Origin of the sequence: Fictibacillus iocasae (assembly GCF_042665465.1) — a bacterium.
Classification (GTDB): domain Bacteria; phylum Bacillota; class Bacilli; order Bacillales; family Fictibacillaceae; genus Fictibacillus; species Fictibacillus iocasae.
The window spans coordinates 108,321-133,810 of record NZ_JBHTCP010000004.1; the positions used below are offsets into that span (position 1 = coordinate 108,321).

The 25,490-nt window shown below is 42.6% G+C and carries 30 protein-coding genes and 2 pseudogenes; 9 read left to right on the forward strand and 23 right to left on the reverse strand.

Annotated elements, in window-relative coordinates:
* The first annotated feature begins 443 nt into the window (after positions 1 to 443).
* A complete protein-coding gene (locus ACFQPF_RS02785; RefSeq protein ID WP_379746189.1) occupies positions 444 to 1,514 on the forward strand; it encodes a M42 family metallopeptidase in 1,071 nt (356 codons plus the stop codon).
* 169 nt (positions 1,515 to 1,683) lie between these two features.
* Here ACFQPF_RS02785 and ACFQPF_RS02790 read toward each other — a convergent pair whose 3' ends face one another.
* The 4 genes from ACFQPF_RS02790 to ACFQPF_RS02805 all read right to left on the reverse strand — a co-directional run bounded on the left by ACFQPF_RS02790 (position 1,684) and on the right by ACFQPF_RS02805 (position 3,946).
* Positions 1,684 to 2,331 carry a C40 family peptidase gene (locus ACFQPF_RS02790; protein ID WP_379746192.1) on the reverse strand — a complete coding sequence of 216 codons (648 nt, stop codon included), beginning with the start codon at positions 2,329 to 2,331 and terminating at the stop codon, positions 1,684 to 1,686.
* Between the two features lie 133 nt (positions 2,332 to 2,464).
* Positions 2,465 to 2,920 carry a GNAT family N-acetyltransferase gene (locus ACFQPF_RS02795; protein WP_379746196.1) on the reverse strand — a complete coding sequence of 152 codons (456 nt, stop codon included), beginning with the start codon at positions 2,918 to 2,920 and terminating at the stop codon, positions 2,465 to 2,467.
* Positions 2,910 to 3,452: a YfiT family bacillithiol transferase gene (locus ACFQPF_RS02800; RefSeq protein ID WP_379746199.1), complete on the reverse strand. Its 543-nt coding sequence runs from the start codon at positions 3,450 to 3,452 to the stop codon at positions 2,910 to 2,912. The genes ACFQPF_RS02795 and ACFQPF_RS02800 overlap by 11 nt, the downstream gene beginning before the upstream one ends.
* A complete protein-coding gene (locus ACFQPF_RS02805; RefSeq protein WP_379746202.1) occupies positions 3,449 to 3,946 on the reverse strand; it encodes a GNAT family N-acetyltransferase in 498 nt (165 codons plus the stop codon). Before ACFQPF_RS02805 ends, ACFQPF_RS02800 begins: the two co-directional genes overlap by 4 nt.
* An 85-nt stretch (positions 3,947 to 4,031) precedes the next feature.
* On the opposite strand from ACFQPF_RS02805, the gene ACFQPF_RS02810 reads away from it, so the two are divergent.
* On the forward strand, positions 4,032 to 4,220 hold the full coding sequence (locus ACFQPF_RS02810; RefSeq protein ID WP_379746205.1) for a hypothetical protein: 189 nt from the start codon (positions 4,032 to 4,034) through the stop codon (positions 4,218 to 4,220).
* 24 nt (positions 4,221 to 4,244) lie between these two features.
* Here ACFQPF_RS02810 and ACFQPF_RS02815 read toward each other — a convergent pair whose 3' ends face one another.
* Genes ACFQPF_RS02815 through ACFQPF_RS02825 form a run of 3 tightly spaced genes read right to left on the reverse strand, consistent with a single transcriptional unit; the run spans position 4,245 to position 5,947 of the window.
* Positions 4,245 to 4,991 (reverse strand): hypothetical protein, encoded by a 747-nt coding sequence (locus ACFQPF_RS02815; RefSeq protein WP_379746208.1) that lies wholly within the window; start codon positions 4,989 to 4,991, stop codon positions 4,245 to 4,247.
* Positions 4,992 to 5,549 (reverse strand): sigma-70 family RNA polymerase sigma factor, encoded by a 558-nt coding sequence (locus ACFQPF_RS02820; RefSeq protein WP_379746210.1) that lies wholly within the window; start codon positions 5,547 to 5,549, stop codon positions 4,992 to 4,994.
* Positions 5,546 to 5,947, reverse strand: coding sequence for a hypothetical protein (locus tag ACFQPF_RS02825; protein ID WP_379746213.1), 402 nt, complete (start codon positions 5,945 to 5,947; stop codon positions 5,546 to 5,548). The genes ACFQPF_RS02820 and ACFQPF_RS02825 overlap by 4 nt, the downstream gene beginning before the upstream one ends.
* A 431-nt stretch (positions 5,948 to 6,378) precedes the next feature.
* Between ACFQPF_RS02825 and ACFQPF_RS02830 the strand changes: the two are divergent.
* A pseudogene (locus tag ACFQPF_RS02830) lies at positions 6,379 to 6,714 on the forward strand (IS1595 family transposase); the annotation flags it as partial.
* 28 nt (positions 6,715 to 6,742) lie between these two features.
* Positions 6,743 to 7,093, forward strand: coding sequence for a hypothetical protein (locus tag ACFQPF_RS02835; RefSeq protein ID WP_379746216.1), 351 nt, complete (start codon positions 6,743 to 6,745; stop codon positions 7,091 to 7,093).
* Positions 7,094 to 7,288: 195 nt separating this feature from the next.
* Here the strand turns inward: ACFQPF_RS02835 and ACFQPF_RS02840 are convergent, their stop codons facing one another.
* The 4 genes from ACFQPF_RS02840 to ACFQPF_RS02855 form a co-directional block, all read right to left on the reverse strand.
* Positions 7,289 to 7,867 carry a nitroreductase family protein gene (locus tag ACFQPF_RS02840; RefSeq protein WP_379746219.1) on the reverse strand — a complete coding sequence of 193 codons (579 nt, stop codon included), beginning with the start codon at positions 7,865 to 7,867 and terminating at the stop codon, positions 7,289 to 7,291.
* Positions 7,864 to 9,060: an alanyl-tRNA editing protein gene (locus ACFQPF_RS02845; protein ID WP_379746222.1), complete on the reverse strand. Its 1,197-nt coding sequence runs from the start codon at positions 9,058 to 9,060 to the stop codon at positions 7,864 to 7,866. Before ACFQPF_RS02845 ends, ACFQPF_RS02840 begins: the two co-directional genes overlap by 4 nt.
* A 185-nt stretch (positions 9,061 to 9,245) precedes the next feature.
* On the reverse strand, positions 9,246 to 9,695 hold the full coding sequence (locus ACFQPF_RS02850; RefSeq protein ID WP_379746225.1) for a DUF6376 family protein: 450 nt from the start codon (positions 9,693 to 9,695) through the stop codon (positions 9,246 to 9,248).
* Positions 9,696 to 9,770: 75 nt separating this feature from the next.
* Positions 9,771 to 10,142 carry a MerR family transcriptional regulator gene (locus ACFQPF_RS02855; RefSeq protein ID WP_379746509.1) on the reverse strand — a complete coding sequence of 124 codons (372 nt, stop codon included), beginning with the start codon at positions 10,140 to 10,142 and terminating at the stop codon, positions 9,771 to 9,773.
* A gap of 115 nt (positions 10,143 to 10,257) precedes the next feature.
* Here ACFQPF_RS02855 and ACFQPF_RS02860 point away from each other — a divergent pair, with 115 nt between their 5' ends.
* Positions 10,258 to 11,025: an SDR family NAD(P)-dependent oxidoreductase gene (locus tag ACFQPF_RS02860; RefSeq protein ID WP_379746229.1), complete on the forward strand. Its 768-nt coding sequence runs from the start codon at positions 10,258 to 10,260 to the stop codon at positions 11,023 to 11,025.
* A 63-nt stretch (positions 11,026 to 11,088) separates the two neighbouring features.
* On the opposite strand, the gene ACFQPF_RS02865 is transcribed toward ACFQPF_RS02860, so the two are convergent.
* The gene (locus tag ACFQPF_RS02865) at positions 11,089 to 11,805 is read right to left on the reverse strand and encodes a YebC/PmpR family DNA-binding transcriptional regulator (protein ID WP_379746232.1); all 717 of its coding nucleotides are present in this window, start codon (positions 11,803 to 11,805) and stop codon (positions 11,089 to 11,091) included.
* Between the two features lie 279 nt (positions 11,806 to 12,084).
* Here ACFQPF_RS02865 and ACFQPF_RS02870 point away from each other — a divergent pair, with 279 nt between their 5' ends.
* Complete coding sequence (locus ACFQPF_RS02870; protein WP_379746235.1) at positions 12,085 to 13,197, forward strand: NAD(P)/FAD-dependent oxidoreductase; 1,113 nt, start codon at positions 12,085 to 12,087, stop codon at positions 13,195 to 13,197.
* Between the two features lie 132 nt (positions 13,198 to 13,329).
* On the opposite strand, the gene ACFQPF_RS02875 is transcribed toward ACFQPF_RS02870, so the two are convergent.
* The gene (locus tag ACFQPF_RS02875; RefSeq protein WP_379746238.1) at positions 13,330 to 13,869 is read right to left on the reverse strand and encodes a ribonuclease FAU-1 family protein; all 540 of its coding nucleotides are present in this window, start codon (positions 13,867 to 13,869) and stop codon (positions 13,330 to 13,332) included.
* 177 nt (positions 13,870 to 14,046) lie between these two features.
* On the opposite strand from ACFQPF_RS02875, the gene ACFQPF_RS02880 reads away from it, so the two are divergent.
* A complete protein-coding gene (locus ACFQPF_RS02880) occupies positions 14,047 to 15,444 on the forward strand; it encodes a hypothetical protein (RefSeq protein WP_379746241.1) in 1,398 nt (465 codons plus the stop codon).
* A 312-nt stretch (positions 15,445 to 15,756) separates the two neighbouring features.
* On the opposite strand, the pseudogene ACFQPF_RS02885 reads toward ACFQPF_RS02880, so the two are convergent.
* The 6 genes and pseudogenes from ACFQPF_RS02885 to ACFQPF_RS02910 form a co-directional block, all read right to left on the reverse strand.
* A pseudogene (locus tag ACFQPF_RS02885) lies at positions 15,757 to 16,308 on the reverse strand (DUF6944 family repetitive protein); the annotation flags it as partial.
* Positions 16,309 to 16,411: 103 nt separating this feature from the next.
* Positions 16,412 to 16,699: a DUF6509 family protein gene (locus ACFQPF_RS02890; protein WP_379746244.1), complete on the reverse strand. Its 288-nt coding sequence runs from the start codon at positions 16,697 to 16,699 to the stop codon at positions 16,412 to 16,414.
* A gap of 43 nt (positions 16,700 to 16,742) precedes the next feature.
* On the reverse strand, positions 16,743 to 17,600 hold the full coding sequence (locus ACFQPF_RS02895) for an alpha/beta fold hydrolase (RefSeq protein ID WP_379746247.1): 858 nt from the start codon (positions 17,598 to 17,600) through the stop codon (positions 16,743 to 16,745).
* A gap of 68 nt (positions 17,601 to 17,668) precedes the next feature.
* Entirely contained in the window at positions 17,669 to 17,893 is a 225-nt protein-coding gene (locus tag ACFQPF_RS02900; RefSeq protein ID WP_379746250.1) for an alpha/beta fold hydrolase, read from the reverse strand.
* A gap of 57 nt (positions 17,894 to 17,950) precedes the next feature.
* Positions 17,951 to 18,190 carry a hypothetical protein gene (locus ACFQPF_RS02905; protein WP_379746253.1) on the reverse strand — a complete coding sequence of 80 codons (240 nt, stop codon included), beginning with the start codon at positions 18,188 to 18,190 and terminating at the stop codon, positions 17,951 to 17,953.
* A 107-nt stretch (positions 18,191 to 18,297) separates the two neighbouring features.
* Positions 18,298 to 18,477: an alpha/beta fold hydrolase gene (locus ACFQPF_RS02910; protein WP_379746256.1), complete on the reverse strand. Its 180-nt coding sequence runs from the start codon at positions 18,475 to 18,477 to the stop codon at positions 18,298 to 18,300.
* Between the two features lie 109 nt (positions 18,478 to 18,586).
* Here ACFQPF_RS02910 and ACFQPF_RS02915 point away from each other — a divergent pair, with 109 nt between their 5' ends.
* Positions 18,587 to 19,924: an oligosaccharide flippase family protein gene (locus ACFQPF_RS02915; protein ID WP_379746259.1), complete on the forward strand. Its 1,338-nt coding sequence runs from the start codon at positions 18,587 to 18,589 to the stop codon at positions 19,922 to 19,924.
* Between the two features lie 57 nt (positions 19,925 to 19,981).
* Here the strand turns inward: ACFQPF_RS02915 and ACFQPF_RS02920 are convergent, their stop codons facing one another.
* Together ACFQPF_RS02920 and ACFQPF_RS02925 are read right to left on the reverse strand one after the other, a co-directional pair.
* The gene (locus ACFQPF_RS02920) at positions 19,982 to 20,428 is read right to left on the reverse strand and encodes a DUF4385 domain-containing protein (protein ID WP_379746262.1); all 447 of its coding nucleotides are present in this window, start codon (positions 20,426 to 20,428) and stop codon (positions 19,982 to 19,984) included.
* A gap of 36 nt (positions 20,429 to 20,464) precedes the next feature.
* Positions 20,465 to 21,199: a CBS domain-containing protein gene (locus ACFQPF_RS02925; RefSeq protein ID WP_379746265.1), complete on the reverse strand. Its 735-nt coding sequence runs from the start codon at positions 21,197 to 21,199 to the stop codon at positions 20,465 to 20,467.
* Between the two features lie 76 nt (positions 21,200 to 21,275).
* Between ACFQPF_RS02925 and ACFQPF_RS02930 the strand changes: the two genes are divergently transcribed.
* The gene (locus ACFQPF_RS02930; RefSeq protein WP_379746268.1) at positions 21,276 to 21,941 is read left to right on the forward strand and encodes a DUF2238 domain-containing protein; all 666 of its coding nucleotides are present in this window, start codon (positions 21,276 to 21,278) and stop codon (positions 21,939 to 21,941) included.
* Positions 21,942 to 21,967: 26 nt separating this feature from the next.
* On the opposite strand, the gene ACFQPF_RS02935 is transcribed toward ACFQPF_RS02930, so the two are convergent.
* Positions 21,968 to 23,743 (reverse strand): ABC transporter ATP-binding protein, encoded by a 1,776-nt coding sequence (locus ACFQPF_RS02935; RefSeq protein ID WP_379746271.1) that lies wholly within the window; start codon positions 23,741 to 23,743, stop codon positions 21,968 to 21,970.
* The gene (locus tag ACFQPF_RS02940) at positions 23,740 to 25,479 is read right to left on the reverse strand and encodes an ABC transporter ATP-binding protein (protein ID WP_379746275.1); all 1,740 of its coding nucleotides are present in this window, start codon (positions 25,477 to 25,479) and stop codon (positions 23,740 to 23,742) included. Before ACFQPF_RS02940 ends, ACFQPF_RS02935 begins: the two co-directional genes overlap by 4 nt.
* Positions 25,480 to 25,490: the final 11 nt, after the last annotated feature.

Here is a 25,490-nt window from a genome sequence, read left to right on the forward strand (position 1 = left end):
CATAGTGCGAAGTGTTTGACCTTTTAACTAGATACGATAGTCTTAATCCTCTACAATCTTAAACGCAACATGTATCAAGCAACGGCAAGACCCTGTCGATAAATGCCATTTCCTCCACCCCTTTGTTCAATTCGATGTTCTTTGGCTTTCGAAACTGATTATATGTAGAGGTTACTCTCACATTCAATGTCAACTTACTCTCAATCAATAACCGTAAATTCCATCCATCTAATAGGAGCGGATCATATACGATGTACTTTGAAGATGGATAGCCTTCCGAAAAACCAATTCCCCATTAACACTCTCCGGCTTTACTAAAGGAACATTAAAAACGATTGGCTTTTTGTGAAAGTTCCACACCATGAACAAATTAAGGTTAAAAAATCCTTACAATGGATAAAACGATGAAAAGATGTTTTTTTAGAAAGGCAGAGATGCAACCTATGAAGTTGGATTCAGATTTAAAGGTGTTGCAAGAACTTACAGATACTCCAGGCCCTCCTGGATTTGAGACAAAAATCAAACAGGTGATGGAACAACATTTGCGCACCATAACGGATGACATCGTGACAGATAATTTAGGAGGCATCGCCGGGAAAATCGGCAGCGCGGGCCCTAAAATCTTGATAGCAGGACACCTAGACGAAGTGGGCTTTATGGTTACATCCATTACGAAAGAAGGTTTTTTACGGTTTATCCCTTTAGGAGGATGGTGGGGGCATGTTCTGTTAGCACAAAAAGTAAAAATCATGACCGAAAAAGGAGATCTGACAGGGGTTATTGGTTCCAAAGCACCGCATGTATTATCAGTAGAAGAACGTAAGAATGTATTAAACGTGGAAACGATGTTTATCGATATCGGAGCGGCAAGCCGCGAAGAAGCAGCATCATTTGGCGTGCAGGTTGGCGATCCGATTGCGACTACATGCCCTTTTGAAGTGCTGCCTAACCCGAAATTCCTTCTGGCGAGAAATTGGGATAACCGTGCGGGCTGCTATGTGGCATTAAAGGCATTACAGCGCCTTCAAAAAAAGAACCTGCCAAACATAGTGTATGCCGGTGCAACCGTTCAAGAAGAAGTTGGGCTTCGCGGAGCAGAAACCCTCGCTAACAAAGTACTGCCAGACATAGCGTTCGCATTGGATGTTGGAGTTGCAGAAGATACACCAGGCATGCTCGGCAAAGAGGATCCAAAAAGCCTTGGAAAGGGACCGCTTCTTGGCTTTTTGGACAGGACCGTTATCGCGCACCGCAAGCTTCGTGATGTAGTTGTTAAAACAGCAAAACAACACAACATCCCTTACCAAGTTGACATCATGACTGGCGGAGGAACGGACGCAGGAAAATTCCATTTATCCCACATTGGTGTTCCTACAATGGTGATTAGTGTTCCAGCAAGGTATATTCACAGCAATGTATCAATTATTCATCGTGATGATCTAAATCATGCTGTTGATTTATTAACAGCAGTGATCGAGCAATTAAATGATGATACATTCCATAAACTACTTTAAACAATCAAGAAATTTTGCTGATGCCATATCTTACGTGTCAGCCATAGCTGCACTAATACTGAGGATGTTTACGTATTGCCAAGTCGGGTAATCATCCTGGCAAAAAAGTATACTTATGCGAAGAAAAGCCGTCCTCCAAAAAAGAGAACGGCTTTCCATTCCATAACAATCAATAGCTTTTTGCGCCAATATAATGCTGTGACCAGTAAGAGCTGTCCAGCTCAGCTGATGTAACACCTTTCGAGGACGACGCATGCATAAAAGACCCGGGGCCGATATACACACCAGCATGGCTTGGTCCGTCTCCTTCAAGATTAAAGAAAACGATGTCCCCTACAGCAGGCTCCTCGGCCTGTTTACCGTCTTTATAGATTTCGTCTACGGTACGGTCTAGGTGGACATTTTCAGCTTCGCTAAAGATATACTGCAAATAGCCGCTGCAATCAAATCCTTCTGGTGTCTCGCCGCCCCATACATAGGGGGTGCCTTCGTATTTTTTAGCAACCTCCATGATTGAACTGTCACTTTGTCCAGTGATACCGAGAGCCTTAAAGGTTTCCTTTCCAGCAATCCCATCGACCGCTATCCCTTTATCATCCTGAAATCTCTGGACCGCTGACTTCGTATACGGCCCGTAATAATCGGTCGTTTTGCTATACGTAAAATAACCTTTTTCATCCAGCTTTTTCTGCAATTTTTGTACATCTTTATTCTCGTTAGTTTGTTGTAGCGTATCGTCACCAAGCGCAGCGTGGCTGACGGCAGGATTCAGCACTATGATCCCAGCTGCTGCGAGTATTATCGTGATTTTCTTCAAAACGACCATCTCCTTGCCTGTTTTTAATCTGACTTGAACCATGCTAACAGGATGAGATGGTGATGGCTTTAACAGTAAAATAACAATGTGTCTTACAATGTAAAAGGAATCACATAAACATGACAAAATGATGTTAAAGAAGCTTGGTCATACACACACTGTTGGGATCATCACTATACTGAGCAAAAGGTGCACACTCCTGAAAACCGAAGCTCGCATACAGCTTTCGGGCTGGCTCAAACGCTTTCATGGATCCTGTTTCAAGACTGACGCGCTCATAGCCTCTGCTTTTTGCTTCATCCAGTATGTGCTGCAGCAGCTGTCTAGCTATCCCTTTTCTTAAAAATGCGGAGGATGTACGCATAGACTTTATCTCACCATGTGAAGCGTCCAGTTCCTTTAATGCCCCGCATCCAGCTAATTCTTCACCATCCCACACACTCCAAAACGTGATATCTGGTTGTTTAAGACCGTCTAAGTTCAGAGCATGAATGCTTTCTGGCGGTGAATGAAGACTCATTCCGTTAAGATGTTCACTTATCAACGCTTTGATCTGATAGCCTGTTAAATCATCGGTTTTAATGAGCATTTCGTTCTTCCTTCCATCCATTTCTCAAAGCGAGATTCGTAATATGTGCCAAATGATGATTTCCGTGCCATGCATACATCCCGATGGTTTTTGAAAGTTCAATCTTGCCTATTTCAGGGTGAATAAATGCCCGGTCAAATTCTGCTTCACCTAAAGAGCGCAATACGATAACCCATCGTTCATGTAATGATGACAGCAAATTCATCGAAACAGAAACAGGAGCTTTGTAATCTGAAAGAATCGCCCATTGGTCTTCTTTGTATGGTGTGATGACTGGATTCTCTTCAGTCAGTGCTAATTTAAACCGCTGCATGCCATTTAGATGGCTGTCCGCGAGATGATGGATAACCTGACGGACTGTCCACCCGCCAGGTCTATATGCTGTATCAAGCTGGCCATCGTCCCATCCGCTTATGGCCTCACCAAGCTTTGAAGGCAGCGCTTCTATCTCGTTTATCCACTTTTCTATCTGCTCGTACTGTACATCTTGCGTTAAATCAAACGTCCCAATCGGATACTGTAGATCCTTCATCTATCTTCCTCCTCGTGCTGCAAGATCAGACTCATAATAAGCTGCTCGCCAATCTTTCCTGTCTTTCTTCTTCCTGTATCAAGAAAACCGGCTTTTTCATATAATCGTTGTGCAGGGATATTTCGTTTATTAACGGCTAATACGATTTCGTTACAGAAGGGATACATCTTCCGGGAAAATTCACTGAGTTGGTTCATAGCCCGAAGAGCAAACCCTTTTCCTTGTTCAGTGTGATTGATGGAAAAGGCAGTCAGCAGCATCGCTCGCGAATTTTGACTATATTCCGATACCCGTTCACTGCGATGGAGGACGAAAAATCCTACAGGCTCACTGTTATATGTAATAACGATAGGACGCTTCTTTTCATTCGACTCGAGCATCAGTGAAGGATGAGCAGTGAAAGGTAATTGTTCTGGCGGAAGATGAAACCTTTGCAGCTTTTCCTCGTAAATAGACTGGTAAAATTGTAGCTGTACGCTATATGTTGCTTTCATAGTCCAGCACCTTTCTATTGAAATGATAATTTTGGAAATATCTCCTACTTTTTAAAATAACGAACAACTCGAGGTGTGTAAAGCGATGGATGCTGTTTCATGGATTGTACTAGTTGCCGCTCTGCTTTCGATTCTTTCTTCAATCTGGTATTATACGTCTCTTGGGAGAAGGATCTCGGTTGAAGAAAAGAACGCGGGACGTGATTTGAGCTGCGAAATGAATCCCTATACGGGATCTGGTTCAAAGAATGAAATGGATAAAAAACAAGACTAAGAGACATGCTCTTAGTCTTGTTCTTTACTGTACCGGCATAAAAGAAACGTTCCAGATGCCGTCTTCGTCTTTTATCATCTTAAAGCCTGAAGGAGCATCTGCGTTTTCGTTTGCCGTATATTGGATATGCCCGGAAATTTGATTATCATCCAAATGAAAAGTCCCCTTTTCAAGGTGTAAAAACAGGTGATAAAGGTGTTCCGGTGTACCATGATCAGCTACGGGTATGTTCAGATACTCTTCTTCTGACATCATCACATAATCTTGTCGGTCCGTATAAAGTGCATAGGCCATCTTGCTGTTTCCTGTAATACATGCCTGTACATAAAACTTGGCGACTGTGATGGGATCTAGCCCTTTTAACAGCTGTTCATCAAGACTGCTCTGGAATTGCTCATATATCCTTCGCTCTTTCTGATTGAACGTTTTGTACTGCTCAGCAGCATAGTCGATGACTGGTTTCGAATATGCTTCACGTTTCTTCTCCTCAAAAGGCAGACCAGTTGATTGAGAAGGAAGGTCTTCATGCATTTGGCGAACGGTTTGAGAGTTTTGTGTGAATTCACCGCTCATAACAAGAACAAAGATAAATAGTGAGGCTAAGACGATTCCGCTTAACATCTTAGGAAACCAAGCTGTCTTTGTTTGATGCGTTATCTTTTCTTGAACTGCTCTATTTACGATTTGCTGCCGCTCTCTAGATGTGAAGACAGGAAGTTCACTGATGCTGTTTTCAAATTCTTTTTTCATATCGGTTAGCAAGAGTTCCACTTACATCTCTCCTTTGTACTGAAGCTTAAATGCAAGCCGCTTTTTGGCACGCTGCAGACGGGACTTTAATGTATTCACATTCGCGCCAAGCAGCTCCGTCATTTCTTCCAAAGTCAAGTCTCTGAAATAGTACAATACGATGACTTCACGGTATTTTACCGGCAGCTGCAGGATGAGCTGACTAACGGCTTCTTTGCGTTCACTATGCAGATAGACCGTCTCAGGAGAGTTTTCTTTTTCAGAAGGAAGAATAATATCTGAAATGATGGTTTTCTTATAATGCCAGCTTCTCAAAAAGTCTTTGCATTTGTTGATTGCGATACGATAGATCCACGTCTTTATGCTCGATTGCTGCTGGAAGGTGTCTAAGTTTTTGTATACACATAGAAAAATATCTTGAGTGAGGTCTTCAGAGTGTGTCCAGTTCTTTGTATAGGCATAAACGAGTCGTTTGATTTCTTCACCATAATCATCCATCAGCAAATGAAGCAGCTCTGTCTTATCTGTTCTTATTGGGACTGCTTCTGAAGGTTTTGTTATACTCGTTAAATTTTTCATAAGCCTTTAGGAAAAAGAATCTTTTTCAGGCTTTGTATCAGCAGATAAAATGCTGAAGCAGCCATTGTGGCTGCTGCGCCAAGCAAAAAAATATCATCTGCGTTTTCATCCGTTTTATATCCAATGCTCATCGGCTGTCCATCTGCTGGGCTATTTCGAAAAAATAACATATGGTCAATCGTGATATCGGCAAAGCTCCATCCACAGAAAAGAAGAAAATATAGAGCGGGTAAAAATACCGATTTAACCGGTTTAGACATCATCTTCATGAATCGGCTCAGTAACAGGACTTTACCCATTACGAGAATGGTGATCACACTCGCTTCAATGATTTCTACATAAAGGGATTGCGTTAATGCCAAAAAGATGAATAGTGCAATTGATAGAATAAAAACCATACCCATTCCTCCACGCTTGATTTGATTTCATCAATTGGACGAAACAAAGACAGAAAGAGATGCGAATTATTTCCTTTTTTATCATGTCATAATGCAAGGCATAAAGAAAGCTGATTCCTGCATAATGGAATCAGCTTTCTTTTCAGTTATTGCAGAATCCTTTTTATTAATGGCTGTTTTCGAAAACATTGTTGCTTTTAGAATGGAGAAGAGGTTGATCTCCGTTACAGGTGCACGCTTATCCAGAGGGGTGTAGCGAAAAGCGCGGGTGGGCTCGTTCAGCCTAGGGCAAGTAAATGAGAAAGGGACCGAGAAGATCACTCTTTGACTTATTGGGCACTTGCTCATTTGACCTCGAGGGACTAGCCGCCGTAACTGGACAAGTGAGCCCTTACGCTAGCCAAGCGCCCTTGGAAGGTCTCACCTTCTCACTCATCACAGATGACTGGAGGGCTTTCAAAGTCTATGCAAAAGAAAAAGGGATTGAGCATTACACGTTAAATTCTGATGTTACGGAACGAGTTAACGGGCTTTACCATATCCAAAATGTCAACAACTATCACAGCCGCCTAAGGGGCTTGATGAACCGTTTCAATCGTGTGGCGACCAAGTACCTCGACCATTATTTAAGCTGGTTTCTGTTTCTGGATACCCTGCGCTTCCGAAACGATTCTACAACTGTTAGTAAAATAATTGTCAATAGCTGTTTATTTCCGACCGTCGCTACTTATGATAAATTAAGGCTATCTACATTCAGAGTTTCATAAGCCTTGATCAACTATAAGGGCAAGTTAATTGAACAAGAAATCATTACAAAAAGATAACACTCTTTTCATTCGTTTTTCAAAGGTAGTCAGTATTTTAGGAGGATTTAAAATGAGAAGAGTAGGAGCTTGGTCTAAATTAATTTTCATTTTAATTGTATTGGTAGTAATATGGTTTTTCTTATTCGGAATACGACTAATCGGTTTTTTTTCAGCCGTTAATGAAAGAGGACTACGGGCAACGGAATGTGGGACGCAGGGTTGTAGTGATACAGTATTTTTCTTGAATACAGCTTGGACATTCTCATTTTTTGTTATTATTCCTCTTGTTATTCCATTAGTTCTTGTCATTTACTGGAGTTTAAAGAAAAAGATTTCCTAAACTAAGGGGCTAATTTTCAAAAAGGATTTAAAACAAGGACCCCATATTGGGTGATTGTTTTTTGGTCATTTATCAACAATATTATTTACCATAGCTTATTAAATAAAGGAATCGCCAGCATGAAAGGATTTGAACAAAAGTAACAACCGTCAGGAACCAAATAAATTAGAAAAGAGTGTCTAGCTCTCTTTACAGCTAGTTCATCCAAACCGTGAATGGAACGTATCCATTCTTCTTCACATCCGGCGGCTGCCTATCTGTATGACCGATGTAGAGAAAAGCAGCCATTTCACTTCGGTGCGGCAGTCCAAAGAACTGCGTGATCTTAGGGTGGTAACACGCTTGTCCTGTCCTCCACATGGCACCAAGGCCAAGATCATGAGCAGCAAGGAGCATGTTTTGCACCGCACAGCAGACAGCTGCGTACTCTTCTTTTTGAACCACGTTCTTTTGGTCAGTATAGACTGCTCCCACTGCGATGATGACAGGTGCGCGGAGCGGCATTGTTCTAGCTCTCTCAGCTCTTGCTGCAGCCTCAATTTTGTTGCCTGCTGTCTCTTCAGCCACTTCGGCGAGCACTTCGGCAAGTTTGTATCTGCTGTCACCTGTAAGAACGAAGAATCGCCAAGGCTCTGTCCGGTAATGGTTGGGTGCATACGTGCCTGCTTCAAGCACTTGTTCAATTAATTCATTAGAAACAGGGGCATCTTTTACTTTGCCGATGCTTCTTCTTGTTTTTATAGCGTGTAATGTATCGATGCTTTCACCTCTCAACCTTCAATTTTTGTCTGAAGCATAGCTCTTAATTCGTGTTCGGCGAACATGAAAAATCGCTGCATGTCCTCTTCATTCGAAAATCCTGCTTGAGCAGAACGGTCATTTCCTCCTCCGCGTCCGTTAAATAGGCTAAGGTGCTGTTTGAAAAATTTCCCGCAAGAAAGTTCTGAGTCGCCGCCTCGGGACAATACTACTTTATTTTCGTCTTTTGCAACGAATAAAACAGTGATCTTGTTCTCTTTTGCTATTTTTTCCGCAAGCACTTGCGTGTCCTTTGCAGATTTGTTTTCACATACATGAGCAATGAACTTTCCTTTGTTTTCATGTAACAGGTGCTTTGCCAGATAATCATCGTTTTCTTCCTTCAGTTTATGCAGCTGTTCTTCTAGGTACCTCATGTTTTTTTCCCAGTTATCTAGCCTGTCCATTATTTGTTCTTGATTCGTATTAAACTTGTTTGAAATGGCATTCAGCAACTGAAGATGTTTTCGGTAATCTGCCATTGCTCTGGCTCCGCATTTAAAGTAAATTCGCGTCCCGCCTTTTTGTTTCTCTTTTTTGTAAAGCTTGATTAACCCAATCTCCCCTGTGCTCGCGACATGCGTTCCGCCACAGGCATTGTGTTCAATTCCCTCAATTTCTACAATCCGAATATTTTCAGTTACTGTTGGCAGTTTAACGACTGACAGATGGTTTAATTCTTCTGACGTAACAAAATAGCTAGCGATCGTTCGGTTGTGATAAATTTCTTGATTGACGGCTTCTTCTATTCGCAGCCATTCACTTGCACTGATCTCAGGCTTGTTCACATCAATCGTCACATCTTCCGCGCCTAGATGAAAGCTTAATGTGGGAGCGTCTAATAGACCTCGGCATACAGCGGACAATAAATGCTGTCCAGAATGCTGCTGCATATGATCAAATCGTCTACTCCAATTAATCTCACACTCCACTTCATTTGTTTCAGGATACGTATCCACTCGATGAACAACATCATCTCCATCTTGAAATACATCGAGCACATAAGCCGTACCTATCCTTCCTGTATCGGATGGCTGTCCTCCACCATGAGGGTAAAAAGCGGTTTCTTCCAAAACGACAAATTTCTCGCTTTCCACTTCCATTTTTCGCTTAATCGTTGTTGTCCATTTTTTTATGTAAGATGATTGGTAATACAGTTTCTTTGTCACGAGAACATCATGCCCTTCAAGTTTGAAATTACTATCTCATTCCTACTATACAACATTTGTGAAACAGATAAGTGTCTGCCAACCTGTTAAGCAACCGGCTAAGCGAATAGTCCTGTTTTACAATCGTACATATCGAGCTGAAGGAGAAAGAAAAGAACCGGTTCGTTTATAGAACCGGTTCTGCGTTATTCGGCTATCTTCTTGATCTGATCTAGCAAGTCGCTGTATACGGCGACTTCGTCCATCAAGCCTGTTTGCTCCAAAACGTCCACACTTACTTTTCCATCTTTTACATTTTCCAAATACGTATCAATCCCTTGTTCAAATGCTTCATTGTGTTCGAGAACTTGATTGTGTATGTCTTCAAACATGGAAGGCGGTGTAAGGTCATTGAACGCTTGTATTTCTGATTTCATGTCTTGAAGTGTTTTTTCCAGATCTTGTGCTGCCTGCTGGTCAGAAATGGCTTTTTCAGCGAGAGCAGGAACATCGTTTGCAAACTGCTGGACACTGTCTACATATTTCGTTGCTGCAGGCACATATTCTATGCCGTTTGTTACATCGGATAGTGCCTGGCAGCCTGTCATTAAAATAGACAACAGCATGATAATACTAAAGAATACCTTTTTTCTCATTAGTAACCTCCAAAAATTTCTGATAGTTCATTCATACGTCTGTCCAAAGAGAAAGTTTCCTATAAAGGGAAGTATTTAACGATCCGATTTCTCCTGCTTAAGAATATCTTTGTATGTTTTAATCTTTTTATCAAGCATCTTCTCGGTTTCGGCTAACGTTTTCATTTGTTCTAACAAGGATGCTCGGTGAGTTTCAAGGAGTTCCAGTCTGGCAATGGCGGTATGTTTTCCTTCTGTGAACAGCGAGGCATAGGTACGAATGGATGCAATCGGCATTTTTGTTTGTTTAAGCTTTATAACAAATTGAAGCCACGCTAAATCTTGATCGCTGTACAAGCGATCTCCACCAGGGTTCCTTGAGGGTGTGATAATCTTTTCTTTTTCATAATAACGCAATGTATGTGTGCTGATTCCAAGTTTGTTTGATACTTCGCTAATACTGAACATCATTTCCTCCACTTTACGATTTAACTCCTAGTATAGTCATTGGTTGACTTAGAGTAAACTCTAAGGATTAGAATTGAAAAGTGCACGGATACAATAAAATTTGGAGGTAGATAAAATGAAATATACGGTTATTACCGGAGCAAGTTCAGGTATAGGCTATGAGACTGCACTAGCTTTTGCAGCGCGGAAGAAAAATATCATTATCACTGCTCGTAGAAGCGAGAAGCTCGAGGAGTTAAAAAAAGAGATACACAAAATCAGTCCTGAATCCGATGTTGTGATCATCATCTCTGATTTATCTATTGCTGAGAACGCCTACTCTTTATATGAAAGTGTAAAGAAATATGACATTGAAACATGGATTAATAATGCTGGATTCGGCAACTTTGCTTCTGTCGGCAATCAGGATCTCAACAAAATTCAAAAGCTCCTCCATTTAAATATAGAGTCATTGACCATTCTTTCATCTTTATATACAGCCGATTATGCAGAAGTTGAAGGAACTCAGCTGATCAATGTGTCATCTGGCGGCGGTTATACGATTATAGGAGATGCGGTTACGTATTGTGCGAGCAAATTCTACGTGAGTGCATTCACAGAAGGACTCGCGCAAGAGCTAATAGTTTCTGGTTCAAAAATGCAGGCGAAGGTACTGGCTCCTGCTGCGACTGAAACAGAGTTTGCTAAACGCTCCATGAATTTAGATCAGTTCGAGTATGAAGGAAGAGTGCCACAATTTCACACGTCTAAGCAAATGGCAGGCTTTATGCTCGACTTGTATGACAGCAACAAAGTAGTCGGAATCGTGGATGGACTCACATACGAATTTCAGTTAAAAGATCCGATCTTCCCCTTCGCAAATCGAACAACTCGAACGGAATAACAGCAAAGGCTTCCCGTTCGGGAAGCCTTTGCAATGCATTTTAGCCAAGTTTCTTTACAACACTCAACTTAATTCAACGTTGTGGTACACTTGCTGCACATCTTCTAGGTCTTCAAGAGCATCAAGAAGCTTTTCAAATTGCACCTGTCCGTCTTCTGGGAGTGAGATTTCACTTTGTGGAAGCATTGTTAGTTCGGCAACCGAGAACTCCGAGATCCCTGCCTGTTTAAAGGCCTCTTGAACAGAGTGGAATTGGTCAGGCTCTGCATATACGATCACGGATTCTTCTTCCTCCATCACATCTCTAACATCAATATCCGCTTCCATGAGAAGTTCTAGCACATCATCAGCTGACTTTCCATCTATCCCAAAAACCGCTGTCGCATCAAACATGAACGAAACAGAACCGCTTACTCCAAGATTTCCCCCGTTCTTTTTAAATACGGCACGGACTTCCGCCACTGTTCGATTCACGTTGTTGGTAAGTGCATCAACAATCAGCATAGAACCGTTTGGCCCAAATCCTTCGTACCTTAGTTCGTCATAAACTTCCTCCGAACCGCCTTTTGCTTTTTCAATCGCACGATCGATGATCGTCTTTGGTACACTGTACGTTTTCGCTCGTTCAATGACCATTCTCAATGTCTGGTTGGTTTCAGGATCAGGATCGCCCTGTTTGGCTGCTACATAAAGCTCGCGGCCAAACTTCGCATAAACGCGACTCGTGTTGGCATCCTTTGACGCTTTCTTTTCTTTAATGTTGTTCCACTTACGTCCCATATTAACACTCTCTTTCTGAACGATTTTCCAGTTTATTCACTTGACTATTATACATGACAAATCAGAACGCTCCAATTACTTCGTTTTATTTCGTCCGTTATTTATGCCTTCGTGTTGCATCGATCTGTCCCATAAAGGTTCTGCAAACCGTCTCATGTTTAGGAAGCGCAACTAACTATGAATTCTTTTTCTGTCATATACTCCTTCGTTTTACGAAGTGTTTTCTTTAAGGGTATAATAAAATGCGACGAAGCAACAAGACAAAAAAGGATGCTGTATATGAAAAAATACATTGTGGTTGGGGCAGGCATTCTCGGTGCCTCAGCTGCTTACCACCTGGCTAAACAAGGAGCCGATGTGACCATCATTGACAGAAAGGATAAAGGACAGGCGACAGATGCCGCTGCTGGCATCATCTGTCCATGGGTTTCACAGCGGCGAAATAAAGCGTGGTACACTCTTGCTAAAAATGGCGCAGGCTATTATCCGAAGCTAGTCTCCGAACTCATGAAAGAAGGAGAAAAAGATACCGGTTACGCTCGTGTAGGTGCTTTATGTCTTCATAAAAATCAGGAAAAGCTAAAACAAATGCAGGACCGTGCATTAAGCCGAAAAAAGGAAGCACCTGAAATGGGAGAGATCTGTATTCTTTCTCCTCAAGAAACAACGAAGCGGTTTCCTGTTCTGAATGATCAATACGGTGCAGTTTACGTCAGTGGAGCGGCAAGGGTAAACGGACGTGCCTTAAAGCAAGCACTGCTTCAAGCAGCACAGAACAATGGCGCTAAATTTATTAACAATACCGCAGTGCTCGCGTATACAGAAAATAGAGTAACGGGAGTTCTTGTGGATGAAGTGGCTATTCCAGCCGATATAGTGATTTTATGTGCAGGAGCATGGGCTGAATCTCTTGTAGAGCCGCTCGGCGTTTCTTCACATGTCACCTTTCAAAAAGCACAGATTGCTCATCTTCAATTAGAAGAGACAGAAACGAGCGAATGGCCAGTCGTCATGCCGCCAAGCAATCATTATTTGCTATCCTTTGACGGCGGTCAAATTGTAGCTGGAGCTACTCATGAAAACGATGTTAACCTTCAAGATACTAGCGTTACTGCGGACGGAATAAAGGAAGTGATGGATAAAGCGATAACAGCAGCTCCAGGACTTGCTGATTGCACGTTCATTGAGATGCGTGTCGGTTTTCGGCCGTTCACCCCTGATTTTCTTCCTGTCATAGATAAGCTTCCAGGCTGGGAAGGACTTTTATTCGCAAACGGCCTTGGAGCTTCAGGATTGACGACAGGTCCGTTTCTAGGTCTTCAGCTCGCAAAACTAGCAATGGACCATGAGGCGGATATCGATCTTGAACCATACTCCATTAAAGTGAAGTAACCTTCTTCCTAAAGAGCTTTCTATCGTAGCTCTTTAGGATTTTTTTGTACATTTTAATCAAGCATAACGTTTTACCAGAGGAGAAAATCGAGGCAGTCTAAAAGAGTAGGGAAAAAGTGTAAAGAACGATGATTATAAAAGCTTGCCGCTCAACTGGTCTTTATGTTCATGTACCATATTTAATAGGGAAAATTGATTGTTTATACATTGCTGGTAAAGCTTGTCGGATTCTTCCCAAGCGAGCTTATACAATTCTTCAGAAATCTTTCCTTTTTCATAGGCTTCCTCTAATTCATCTGCATCCAGCCGGATGACTTCTCCAGAAGGAAGAACCACGATATCCAGATACAAATCCTTCATGTAAGGAATTCCGTCTTTCACTCCCGTGTCTGCACACACGTCTATGTACCATTGAATTACTTCCCCTTTTTCATTGAACATGGTCGTAACAGTGTGATGTTCTTGATGGGGAAACTGCTGCAGGACCATATACCCTTCGTCGATCACACAATGTTCCGTTTCGCCGCATCGCTTATAAAGCGGTTCAGTAACACCGAGCACCTCTATTAATGTGATATAACCCTTGAAATGATCCTCGTCGATAAACGTCTGGGCATAGCGTTTAGATGTTACGCAAGTTAATTCGTTATGGCTGCCGGACTTTTTTTCCACCGTTATCCATCCTCTCTTTTGCTGCCATCAGCAAGTACTGTCACATTTACTATCTTTTCTTAATAAAGACTAGCATAATCACCTCACCACTTTATTAGCCCAACATATTCTGTATGAAATCACATTCGTGATAGCGGCCTAATGCCGAATTTCAGATATTGAAGGGAGAGAAACAGAATGGGCGTTGAACTGACAGCGCTTCATTGGATTTATCTTGTCTTTATAGGCGCAATAATCGGCTTTATGGTAAAGAGGCGTGATACAACACTTGTGTGCATTTCGGGGATTTTCATACTAGCTTTTACAGCTACAGGCTCCCTAAGTTCATCTGTAAGCAGTATTTTCAACAGTTTTATTTATGCCATAACGGAATTGCTTTCCACGATTCTTGTTATCTCCATTATTGTTGCGATGAGCAGGACGATGACGGCTGCTGGAATTAACAGTGTCATGATCGCTCCATTTGCAAAATTGATACGGTCTCCTGCTCTTGGTTATTGGACGATTGGAATCGTGATGATGATCATTTCTTTTTTCTTCTGGCCATCTCCAGCTGTCGCCTTGCTCGGTGCCGTACTCTTGCCGGCAGCCATTAGAGCGGGACTTCCAGCACTTGGTGTGGCCATGGCCATGAACTTGTTCGGCCACGGCATCGCCCTTTCCGGTGATTTTGTGATTCAAGGGGCACCTAAGCTGACGGCAGAAGCGGCTGGGATCCCTGTTGGTGATGTAATCAGTGCAAGTGTGCCGCTAGTGTTCATCATGGGCATCGTGACAACCATTACAGCGTATTATTTCTTAAAGCGGGATATGAAAAACGGAAAGTTAACCATGAATACTGGCTTGAGCCATGCCAAGAACATCGAAATCGAAAATAATGAAGATCTTCTCTCCACAGGAATGAAGCGCTTTTTTGCCTTATTTATCCCGCTGCTCTTTGCGTTGGATGTTGCTGTTATGTATAGACTTGATCTGCAGGGAGGGGACGCGACCGCTTTAATAGGCGGAACATCTGTATTTATTCTCCTTTTCATTTCCGTTGCAGCGTACAAGATGAAAGGGCTTGAGAAGTCCACAAGCTTCTTCATAGATGGGTTTACATTTGGATTTAAAGTGTTTGGTCCTGTTATTCCCATTGCAGCATTTTTCTATCTGGGGGATTCTGGATTTGTGAAGATTATTGGTGAACACCTGCCTGTTCTCTCTCATGGTATCGTGAATGATTTAGGGGTAGCACTCGCAAATGCTGTTCCACTATCAAAGGAAGTGGCTGCTGTTACCCTTGCCTCTGTCGGAGCCATCACGGGACTTGATGGATCAGGGTTTTCAGGTATATCACTAGCGGGTTCAATCGCCTCCTTGTTTGCAGCCGCTATTGGTACTGGTGCTGACACTTTAACAGCTCTTGGACAAATTGCGGCAATTTGGGTAGGAGGAGGCACCCTCGTACCATGGGCGCTTATTCCTGCAGCTGCGATATGCGGGGTCGATCCATTTGAGCTCGCCCGCCGCAACCTTCTTCCGGTTATGATCGGCCTCATTGTAACAACAGTAGCGGCGATGTTCCTCATGTAATCATGAAAAATAGAAAGAAGCGCAGCGTTTTAAACCAGGCGCTTCTTTCTTGAACTTTAATCCATTATAATTTTTTTATCAGAGGATAAATTCGACGCAGTCAACACGTTTTGGAATAAGGTATAAGGTCAACTAAGGCTGACTTAAAGGCATGACGTCAGCCAAGTTTTCTTTATATACATAGTATAGTGGAAGACATATACCTTATTGATAAGGAGAATCGAGAGGCTTTCTTCCATATAAATAACGAACGTGAGAACTATTTTTGTACGCATTAAAATCTTGATCATAGTGTTGATGGTTTTCCTTGTTCATTTGTTTCAGCTCTTCTTGAATGGTTCCTTGTGCAGATAAGACGGAACCTGCGGCTTGAATCCAACTGCCTGCGACGTTTATTTCCTCGCCAGCATTGCCACCTTGCTGAAGCTGATAAATGCCGCCAATGGCCTGCATGGAATTCCCCGCCACTTGAAGGACATTTCCAATGATGTTCAGTGATTGATCGGTGCTGTTTTCATCCTCTATTTCATCTGCGAGTGCAACAAGCCCACCAAGCGCTTGTGTGAGATTTCCCATAATGACGAGCCGTTGTGAGGTGTTAGAACTGACAGGAAGAACGAGTCCAGCAATGACTTCTGCATTTCCAGCAGCTTGAATTTCACTGCCTAGTTTTTCGAGTGAAAATCCTTCCTGTCCATCTGCCTCAATGGTATTGCCAGCTGCCTGAAGCGCATTTCCAACAATATTTAATGAATTTTGCATGTCCTCTGATAAGAATGCGAAGGGGGTACTGCCGATAGCTGAGATGATGGTTCCGATCGCAGCTATAATTGCACCAGCTATTTCCTTCCATGCATTTTCCATAGCTGCTCCCGCCCGTCAATTAAAGGAATACTACATGTGTATTCCAATATATAGATTATGGAGAGCAATTTAATAAAAAAATAAGAACCGATATCGGCTCTTATTAAACGTTTTTGCTGCAAAACTCTTGGAACACTTGCAATTCATCTTCTTCAAGTTCAAAATCCAGCGGCTCATTTGTATTATTTTCGAATAGCTGGTAGTTAGCGATTCTCCCTTCTCCATCTTCCTGAGCGTAAATCAATTTTATGTATAATCCGTTTTCGCTGTATAACTCGTCGTCTTCCTCTACTTCAAAGTGAATGAAAAATTCGTAACGCTCTCCTTTTAATATGCCAGTAGGGTCTTTCAGCTGATCCACGTCATGTCTTGTAATGTTCATCATCTTCATCCTTTCTTCATGCTTTTACATTATACATCGTTTCCATCATTTTTCATAAGTTGATGCGTATCCAAGCATTTCCGAGACTCGTAGCAATTAATGAGATAATAGAATCTGTCGTAAAGTAGTGCAAGTGAGATAAAGGGGTGAGATTTGATGGAAATGTGCCTGTGTTTATTTCCATGTCCTGTGAAACGGCACTGTTATATCCTGGGCTGATTGGTTTTAAAGGAAAACCAAAACAATCATCTTGGTCATAAATATTCAGCCAGTCTCCTTTTAAATTGGGGTGATGCTTTTTAAGGTGTGGGGAGGGGACGGTTATCGGACGGTCGAAATCCAAGTACCTCAGGCTCCATAAAGCAAGGGGACTGCCTAAAGTAAAAAGACCTGTTAACGTTTCTCCCCTCTCTATAGGTGATGATAGAGCAGCTTCTTTTATCATAGGCGGCAGGCGGTCAGGAATTTCTTGCAAATCATAAAAATAATTGCTTGTAATAACGGAGCCAAGACTGTGTGCTGCAATAAATAATGGGGAGTCAGCACCCGCTTTGCTGCTTAATTCTTGCAAACCCTGGGCATAGACATGATGAACTTTTTCATAGTTTTGGTTATGCATGCTAGAAGGCTGATAGGCAATAGCATCGCCAAGAAAATGAATAACGAACTGCCTTAATTCACTGTAATGTAGAGCACCATTGCTGGATAAATCCTTCCAAATCTTTTCTTCCTTTTGCTGAAATACACTTCCCCAGAATATGGGCTGAATCACCAATTCATTCTCAGGATTTTGAACGAAAGGAGGAAGGTTTTCAACAAACTTTTTTCTGATACGGTAAGAAAACTGTTCAGAAAAAAGTTCATCTTGCTTTCCGATTCCATGAAGAACAGCCAGCGCAATTTTCGTCATGCCTCATCCCCCCTTTCTACTAGTATTATTGGATGAAAAGAACGGAAATCCTTTTTTGGCCGCGGACTTCAATCCGCTTTTAAGAAGTTGAGCAGCTCGTGATTAAAGCGGTAGAGTTCGTCATAAAAGAAGCCATGTCCGCTTTTCTCAAAAGCGATCAGTTTGGAGTTCTTGATGCTCAGGTGTTGAGGTACTGCCAGTGCAAACGGGCATATGGCGTCCTTTTTTCCGTGCATGATATACGTTGGAACAGCCACATGCTGAATTGATTTTTGCAGGTCTTCGTCTCTCAATGACTCGGCTGTTGCAATGGTGCAATATCCAGCTGCTGAAAGTCCAAGACATTGAAATCATTCCTTAAAATACATTCCATGTTCGGCCGCGAAAAATTCCGCACCGAGATCTGCCAGAACACCAGGCCGATTGTAATACAATTGAAGAAGTATTTCGTTCACTTCTTTTCTAGTAAATCCGCATGGATAGCCTTCCCTCTGAATGAATGAAGGTGCCGCTGCTGCAAGTAAAATTAATTTGTTCACCTTCGGATAAAAATAGTTCAGGACATAAGTAATACTGATTGCGCCACCCATTGAGAAACCGGCAAGAACAAAGTCTTGAAGTTGATGGCGGTTACGACATCATGGATGTCTTCTGCCAGCTGGGTATAGCTGTACCCCGTAAATGGCTTATCCGAATGTCAGAAACCGCGCAAGTCTATAGCGATAAAGCGAAAACCGTGGAGCGGAAGGACATTCAGTTGGTATTCAAACATTTTGTGGTTGACCGGCCAGCAATGAATAAGAAGAACAGGTTTTCCTGAACCGGTATCTTCTACATAAAGATTGATCCCTTTTTTTGTTTTCACATAATAGCCCATACTTCACCCGCTTCTCATGCTTTTTAATAACGTATGGGTGGGGCAAGGTACTTATGAGTGGACAATCGCCATACATATAATAGGACGACACATATTGAGGTGACAGATCGTGAAGCTTTTCTACAGAGGAGTCCTTCTGCTTGCATTAGCCTCGCTTGCAGGCGAGAGTCTTGAGTTTATTACCAACATGGTGCTTGCTAAGGAACTTGGCGAGCAAGGTCTTGGTCATTTTATGTCAATATTGCCTACCATTTTTCTGATCGTGATCATCGCCAGCTTAGAACTACCGATATCTGTATCTAAGTACATTGCAGAAAGGGACGAGCGGGACCATCACAGTATGCTGAAGCATGCCTTTTTTCTAACCATCTGCTGTACGGCACTATTGCTTGCTCTTTCATTGGTCATATTGCCGATGCTTCCTGTTTTCAACAGCTACCACCCTTTAGTCAGGTGGCTTGTTATTCTATTAATTCCAATCATCGCGTTTACCTCTATCGCAAGAGGTTATTTTATGGGAAAGCAGCAGATGGGTAAGATCGCGTTTTCGAATTTGGCGCGAAAAATTGTACAGCTGATTTTGCTGACAGGCGTGTATCAAATGTTTTCCTTCAGTGAGGAAACGGCGATTCTTGTCGCGGTGGCCACATTAATTGGCTCAGAAGTGGTCGTGTTTCTGTATTTATTCACACATTATGTGCTACAGTTCAGCCGCATGAGAAAACATCCTGAAAGCGAGATCCCATTGAAGGATGTAACTGTCAGTCTTGCCGCTGTTTCAGGTCCGGCTACCGCGTTACGGTTATTTCATGCCGTCACAAACGCCGTTCAGCCATTCTTGATTAAATTTGCCCTTGTCAGTTCAGGTATCACATCCTCAGAAGCAACGGGACAGTTTGGCATACTAGCAGGTGTAGCAATGACGATCGGTTTTTTTCCTGGATTTATTGCACATGCCCTTTTGGTTGTGCTTATCCCTACTGTTTCGGAGAGCTATGCCAAGAAAGATACGGCAAGGCTTGCCCTTCTTTTACGCCAGGCTATGTTGATTACCTTCTGCTATGGTGTTCCCTCTGTTATGATCGCCTATTACTTTTCGGGACCTTTAACAGAGCTTTTTTTTCAATCAACATCCGCTGCTGCTTATGTAAAATTGCTATGGCCGACGTTTCTTTTTACCTTTTTCCTTGTACCGCTTCAAGCTTACTTAATTGGACTAGGGTTAATTAAGGCTGCATTTTATCAGTCTGTATGGGCGACCACGTTGTCATTCGGCCTGATGTATATGCTTGGTTCACAGGGTACACTGCAAATGAACGGAATAATTATCGGAATGAATGCAGGCTCTGTCCTTCTCATGCTGCTTCACTATTTCAGCATTTGCCGGACAATCGGCATCTCGCTTCTTTTAACAGAAAATCGTTTTCCAGCTCCGTTTATTAAATAATTTTTCATTCCCTTGGCACACCGGAAACCATGTTTGTATGTGTTCCCATCAATTCCATTAACCGAATTCTTTTTGATGCTTCTTTTTTAAGAGAAGATAGTCTTTATCTTCTCTTGCTTTCTTCCATTTGACATGAAATATGGCAGCAGATTCTGCTTTTTCTTCATCTATATGCCTCTCATGTGTCTCTCCATTTTTCTTATATTTACGACCGCCTTTATAATTGGCGTACCGCCTCGCTCTTGTATAGCCCATCTGCAGGAACTTTCTGGCCATGTCCATCCCTACAAAGTCCTTCTTTTCTTTATATTCTAGAAACATGCTGTAGATCTTTTCCGATGATTTGTTGGCTATTGCCGGTGTTTTAAACTTCCAGTGCGGAAGAATCTCGCTCTTGTAAGGCTCTACTAAGAGTACGCCTTGCTCCCCTCTTCCGACTCTGTATAATTCGGGGTTCTTTCTGAAATCCACGTTTTCAAAATCAAGAGTATAATCAAACGCCATCTCAAGCCTCCTCTTTCATCCGTCTTTCAACAGCGGCTAGTTTTCTAAATCGATCTCGATCAAGTCATATGAAGTAATGATTCCGAGTGGCTTTTCATTCTTCTTACCTGAAAGTGTGATGATAATGGCTTCTAACTTTTTGTTTTCTTTATGATAGTTTTCAAAAATTTCTTCAGCTTTAAAAATGCTGGATGTCTTGCTCATAAACTCGACGTGTTTTTTCTTTTTATTTTTTTGTCTAATATCCACAATCCTTGCATCATCCAAATCGATCACATTATCGTTGAGCTGCTTTGTCATCCAGTTTAGTATTTCGGAAGCTGTGAGCAGCCACTGATACTCTCCCTTGGAGTTGTAGATTGGAAAGCGTGTGTAATCTTGTTTTTTTATGCATTCTAGAACACGTCTGAGTGTTTCGTTTTCCTCAAAGCAGACGACCGACTTAGTCGCAATGGTCAACGCGCGTTCAGGCTCTAAGAAATATTCTGCGATTTGTTCGATTCGCTCCACGATATTCAAGTGGGGTTCTGCGATATAGAAATCGTGGTCTGTTTTCTCATGAACGATCGCATTACGCAGTTTCGCGAACTGGCAAAGTTCATCATAAAACGAGCGTACGAGAGAATGCTTAGCACTTCCGGCATCAAGCAAATATTTAAAGCGGTCATCTCCCTTACCGCCCACTTCGTCCACTAGACATTTATGAATTTGATTGAACGCGATTTCAAACCGGTCTGACAGCTGGCCTTGTTTCTTTTGGATGGCTTCCATTCGTCAACACTCCCATGTTTTTTGCTTACTAACTCTTTCCCTATTGTCCAGTATAGAAAACACTTACGGAGGTTTAATGGATACGATGGATAGTGATACTATTGAGGAAAGGATGATTATGTTGAAAAGGTATCTGTTGTGCTTGCTGTTTATAATTTCAGGTTTTTTTATTTGGTCTGCTATTAATCCTGCGGATACGTTGACTTGGGTATTAGAAACATTCCCTGGTGCTTTCATCGCCATAGTATTTGTCTATCAGTACTATAGGAAACAGCCGCTTACCCTCCTTGTTTATTCAATTATTGCCGTTTTAATCATCCTGACTTTTATAGGTGGACATTATACCTATGATGATGTGCCATTGTTTGATACTCTGGCCCGCTCCATGGGGTGGGAACGGAATCCGTATGACCGGGTTGGACACTTTTTAAAAGGCAGTCTAGCCATTGTATTTCGAGAGCTTCTTCTTTTATATACCCCGCTTGTGAGAGGAAGGTGGCTGCAGTGTATCGCGGTCTGTTTCGTCGCCGCGCTTGCGTCCTTGTACGAAATGATTGAATTTATCGCGGCTAAGATAATGGGAAAATCGGCAGAGGACTTTCAAGGCATGCAGGGAGATCTATGGGATGCTCAATGGGACATGATTTTGGCGTTTTCCGGCAGCATCCTTGCATTGCTCCTTTTGACTGCTATTCATGACAAGGCGCTGCGGGCGCAAGCATATAAAAACAAGCGGCAATGAGGGAAATTCCTCATTGCCGCTTGTTTTTATATGCCTGTAATTGTGCTTTCTCCGATATAAACCTCCCGCTTGAACAGCCTAGAGTAAACGCCATTATTTTCTATCAATTCATCATGAGTGCCGTTTTCTGTCACGGAACCGCGATTAATGACGATGATCCTTTCAGCTGATAAAACAGTGGAAAGTCTATGTGAGATAACGATTACGGTTTGTTTGGCACGTCGTTTAGCAACTGCCTCATTTACCAAAGTTTCTGTAATAGGATCGAGTGCTGATGATGCTTCGTCGAGTATAAGGATTGGAGCATCCTTTACTAATGCTCTAGCCAATGAAAGACGCTGCTTCTGGCCACCTGATAATAAGCTGCCTCTTTCTCCAACCGGGGTATCTAATCCATTTGAAAGGCTTTCGAAATAATCGCCTAGTCCGCTGTCACGGAGTGCACAAATCAGTGCTGCATCATCAGCATGCTTGTTGCCGATGATTAGGTTATCGCGAAGTGTGCCATTGCGAAGCTGTACATCTTGAGAAACAACGGCATATTGCGCGCGAAGCCATTTTGTATCAATTAACGCAATGTTTACACCGTCCACTTTTACTGCACCATTGGAAGGTTCATACAGCTTTAAGAGCAAATCAACTACGGTTGATTTACCGGAACCACTAGGACCAACGAGAGCGACCGCTTCACCAGGTGATACCTTAAAAGATAAACCAGAAAAGATATTCTGCTGCTTTCCAGGGTAAGAAAACTGAACATTATCAAATTCAAGCATAGCAGCTGATTGCGCAGGTACTATCCCTCCTGCATCCTCTGAACTTCCCGGTGCTTCTGATAATAGCTGTTCAGAGCGGTCTAATGCTGGTCCTGTTCTTCTGACTGAGAGCCAGTTGCGCAGCATTCGCTGCAGTTCGTTGGCACATATGGCCACAAGTCCTGCTGCGGTCAGCATTTCTCCAATTGACAATTCTTTATTCCAGATCAGCGCTGCACTTATGCCATATACCGCGGCTAGAGCAATACCATTATAGCTTCCGATTACAACGACTGATTTCATTCTTGCGATTAATTCCTTGTTAGCCTCTTTGACAAACGATTTGCGTATGTTCGCAACACTTTCTATCTCGCTGTCCGCAACACCAAGCACTCTTGAAAGGTGAATGCCAGTCACGGATTCTCTAAGTCTTTCCAGGTAACGAGAAGCTTCTTTTCTTGCATCAGCTGAAGCCTGCCTCATTTTTGCTCCTACGATATTAGAAGAATAGTAGAAAATGACTCCAAGGACAAAACTTGTGACCATCAAATAAGGATGAATCCAAAAGAGGACTGCACTGTAAATGACCACCCCTTGTACGGCAGCCATGAAGGTGGAGCCTTCCCATGCCAAGAAATTATGCAGGGTATCTGGATCATCAGAAACACGAGCCAGCAGCTCACCAGACTGCGATTGGTGAAAGAAAGAAAACGGCAGTATATGAAGATGGCTAAACAGCCTTAATTTCTGCCAGTTGGTTACCGATTTGGCAACGTGGTGACAAAAATATTCATCAATGACCATTAACGTTAGATCCAGCACAGCGGATATAATTAATAGCCACATTAGCCCCCATAACAGATTGTTTGACTGTTGAGGCAGAATGTAATCAACAAGCCATCCTAACGCCAACGTTGGAATGAGGGCAGAAAATACTTGGCTCACGGCGATGACGAAAGAATCTGCAAAAACCCATCTTTTATGAGGCTTCAAAAAGGAAAGAACGCGGCGGCCGTCTCTGCTTTTTTTCTTCAAGATTGCTGTCATAATGCTCTCTCCTTTTCTAATTCACTGTACTGTGCCATATACAGCTCATAATATTTGCCTTTTTGTTTGAGAAGTTCATCATGTGTCCCCTGCTCAGCTACCACCCCTCTATCGAGCAGAAGAATGCGGTCCGCATTTTTCACTGTGACTAGACGATGGGCAATCGTGATAGTAGATCGTCCAGGGATAAGCTCTTCAAGCGATGTTTGTACTCTTTCCTCTGTTTCTCCATCAAGAGAAGATGTTGCTTCATCAAATATAAGGATAGGGGGGTGCCTGAGTATGGCTCTTGCCAGTGCAACCCGCTGTCTCTGCCCGCCTGACAGCTTCAACCCTCTTTCTCCAACTACCGTTTCGTAACCGTCTGTTAGTTTTTCCACAAGCTCTGTCAGCCCTGCCGCTGTGCAAGCTGCATCAAGATCTGCTTCGGCAGCGTCTGGCCTGGCATACAACAAATTTTTGCGGAGGGTACTGTTTAACAGGAACGTTTCTTGAGAAACGACGCCAACTTGCTGACGGAAAGTATTGCGATTATGACTGTATAAATTCTTGCCGTCTATTTGGACTGTTCCGCTCTCTGGCTCATAAAGGCCTAGCAGTATCTGAACCAGCGTGCTTTTTCCCCCGCCGCTTGATCCGACAATGCCAATATGCTGTCCTTCTTTCAGGTCAAGCGTAACGCCTTTAAGAACATATTCGTCTGCTCCAGGATACTTGAACCAAATATCCTTCATCGAGATAGTGCCTCTAACCAATCCCATGGCTGGCAAATGTTCATGGTGTTCCTCTGGAAGATCGAAATATTCATAAATACGGATCAATGCAGGTATCGCTTGCTGAATGGTCAGCGCGTTTTCTGCCAAAGAGCGGATTGGAAGGAACATAGTAGGAATCAGGGCAAGCACAGCAACGAGTGTACCGGCCGTGATTTCTTTATTCCAGACGGCCCATCCTCCAATCAGCATGACGACACCGGGAGTTGCAATATTAAATAAATTTCCAAGCCGCCAATTAACCTTTCCTATTAAGGCGGCTTTAATCGAAAGCTTTTTCCAAGCGGCGAGCTTTCCTGCTTGATTTTCAATCTCTGTATTTTGAGTTTGAAACGTTCTGACAAGACGAATAGACTCGATGCTTTCTTGAAGATGATGATACATGTCCGCACTCATATCGCGTTGAATGGCGCCAAGTTTACGAACCGTTGTACCAAGTTTAAAAGATGGCAGCAAATAAATGGCGAATACAGCAAACATCACGAAAGCTGCTGGCCAAAATAGGGAGAATACGGCTATGAATGCCGCAATTGCACCTATAAGCTGCTGTATAAAGCGAGGCACGACGGTATTGTTTAAGTTCTGTACCGATTCAACATCATGAGTAAGCCTGTAAAGCATATCTCCTCTAGGCGTATTCGAAAAAAATGACATCGGTGTCCGGTGAAGCCGTTGGAATGCCCTTAGCTGCATATCAGTAATCACATCTAATCCAATTCTCACCTGAATGAACTCTTGAAGTCCTTCAAATCCGACTTTAAGGAAAAAAGCAGCGATGACACCTACAACAATCCAAGTAATCATATCCGTTTGTTTCATAGGAATGACCGTGTCTACCAATTTCCCCGATAGAATCGGAGGAATAATGGTAAATGCTCCACCAGCCAGGGCGCATATGAGTGCAAGCAACAATCCTTTCCAATATGACTGAAAATGCTTTACGGTAATTATAAATAATTTCATCTAATGGAACC

Bases quoted from the DNA above. Each gene is read 5' to 3' on its own strand.
- ACFQPF_RS02820 (WP_379746210.1), bottom strand. From the start codon at position 5,549: ATGAAAAATTTAACGAGTATAACAAAACCTTCAGAAGCAGTCCCAATA.
- ACFQPF_RS02810 (WP_379746205.1), top strand. From the start codon at position 4,032: ATGGATGCTGTTTCATGGATTGTACTAGTTGCCGCTCTGCTTTCGATT.
- ACFQPF_RS02935 (WP_379746271.1), bottom strand. From the start codon at position 23,743: ATGACAGCAATCTTGAAGAAAAAAAGCAGAGACGGCCGCCGCGTTCTT.
- ACFQPF_RS02895 (WP_379746247.1), bottom strand. From the start codon at position 17,600: ATGACGAAAATTGCGCTGGCTGTTCTTCATGGAATCGGAAAGCAAGAT.
- ACFQPF_RS02785 (WP_379746189.1), top strand. From the start codon at position 444: ATGAAGTTGGATTCAGATTTAAAGGTGTTGCAAGAACTTACAGATACT.
- ACFQPF_RS02860 (WP_379746229.1), top strand. From the start codon at position 10,258: ATGAAATATACGGTTATTACCGGAGCAAGTTCAGGTATAGGCTATGAG.
- ACFQPF_RS02880 (WP_379746241.1), top strand. From the start codon at position 14,047: ATGGGCGTTGAACTGACAGCGCTTCATTGGATTTATCTTGTCTTTATA.
- ACFQPF_RS02825 (WP_379746213.1), bottom strand. From the start codon at position 5,947: ATGGTTTTTATTCTATCAATTGCACTATTCATCTTTTTGGCATTAACG.
- ACFQPF_RS02870 (WP_379746235.1), top strand. From the start codon at position 12,085: ATGAAAAAATACATTGTGGTTGGGGCAGGCATTCTCGGTGCCTCAGCT.
- ACFQPF_RS02850 (WP_379746225.1), bottom strand. From the start codon at position 9,695: ATGAGAAAAAAGGTATTCTTTAGTATTATCATGCTGTTGTCTATTTTA.
- ACFQPF_RS02800 (WP_379746199.1), bottom strand. From the start codon at position 3,452: ATGAAGGATCTACAGTATCCGATTGGGACGTTTGATTTAACGCAAGAT.
- ACFQPF_RS02795 (WP_379746196.1), bottom strand. From the start codon at position 2,920: ATGCTCATTAAAACCGATGATTTAACAGGCTATCAGATCAAAGCGTTG.
- ACFQPF_RS02855 (WP_379746509.1), bottom strand. From the start codon at position 10,142: ATGTTCAGTATTAGCGAAGTATCAAACAAACTTGGAATCAGCACACAT.
- ACFQPF_RS02910 (WP_379746256.1), bottom strand. From the start codon at position 18,477: ATGGGCTATTATGTGAAAACAAAAAAAGGGATCAATCTTTATGTAGAA.
- ACFQPF_RS02865 (WP_379746232.1), bottom strand. From the start codon at position 11,805: ATGGGACGTAAGTGGAACAACATTAAAGAAAAGAAAGCGTCAAAGGAT.
- ACFQPF_RS02920 (WP_379746262.1), bottom strand. From the start codon at position 20,428: ATGGCGTTTGATTATACTCTTGATTTTGAAAACGTGGATTTCAGAAAG.
- ACFQPF_RS02805 (WP_379746202.1), bottom strand. From the start codon at position 3,946: ATGAAAGCAACATATAGCGTACAGCTACAATTTTACCAGTCTATTTAC.
- ACFQPF_RS02905 (WP_379746253.1), bottom strand. From the start codon at position 18,190: ATGGGTGGCGCAATCAGTATTACTTATGTCCTGAACTATTTTTATCCG.
- ACFQPF_RS02940 (WP_379746275.1), bottom strand. From the start codon at position 25,479: ATGAAATTATTTATAATTACCGTAAAGCATTTTCAGTCATATTGGAAA.
- ACFQPF_RS02890 (WP_379746244.1), bottom strand. From the start codon at position 16,699: ATGAAGATGATGAACATTACAAGACATGACGTGGATCAGCTGAAAGAC.
- ACFQPF_RS02930 (WP_379746268.1), top strand. From the start codon at position 21,276: ATGGATACGATGGATAGTGATACTATTGAGGAAAGGATGATTATGTTG.
- ACFQPF_RS02925 (WP_379746265.1), bottom strand. From the start codon at position 21,199: ATGGAAGCCATCCAAAAGAAACAAGGCCAGCTGTCAGACCGGTTTGAA.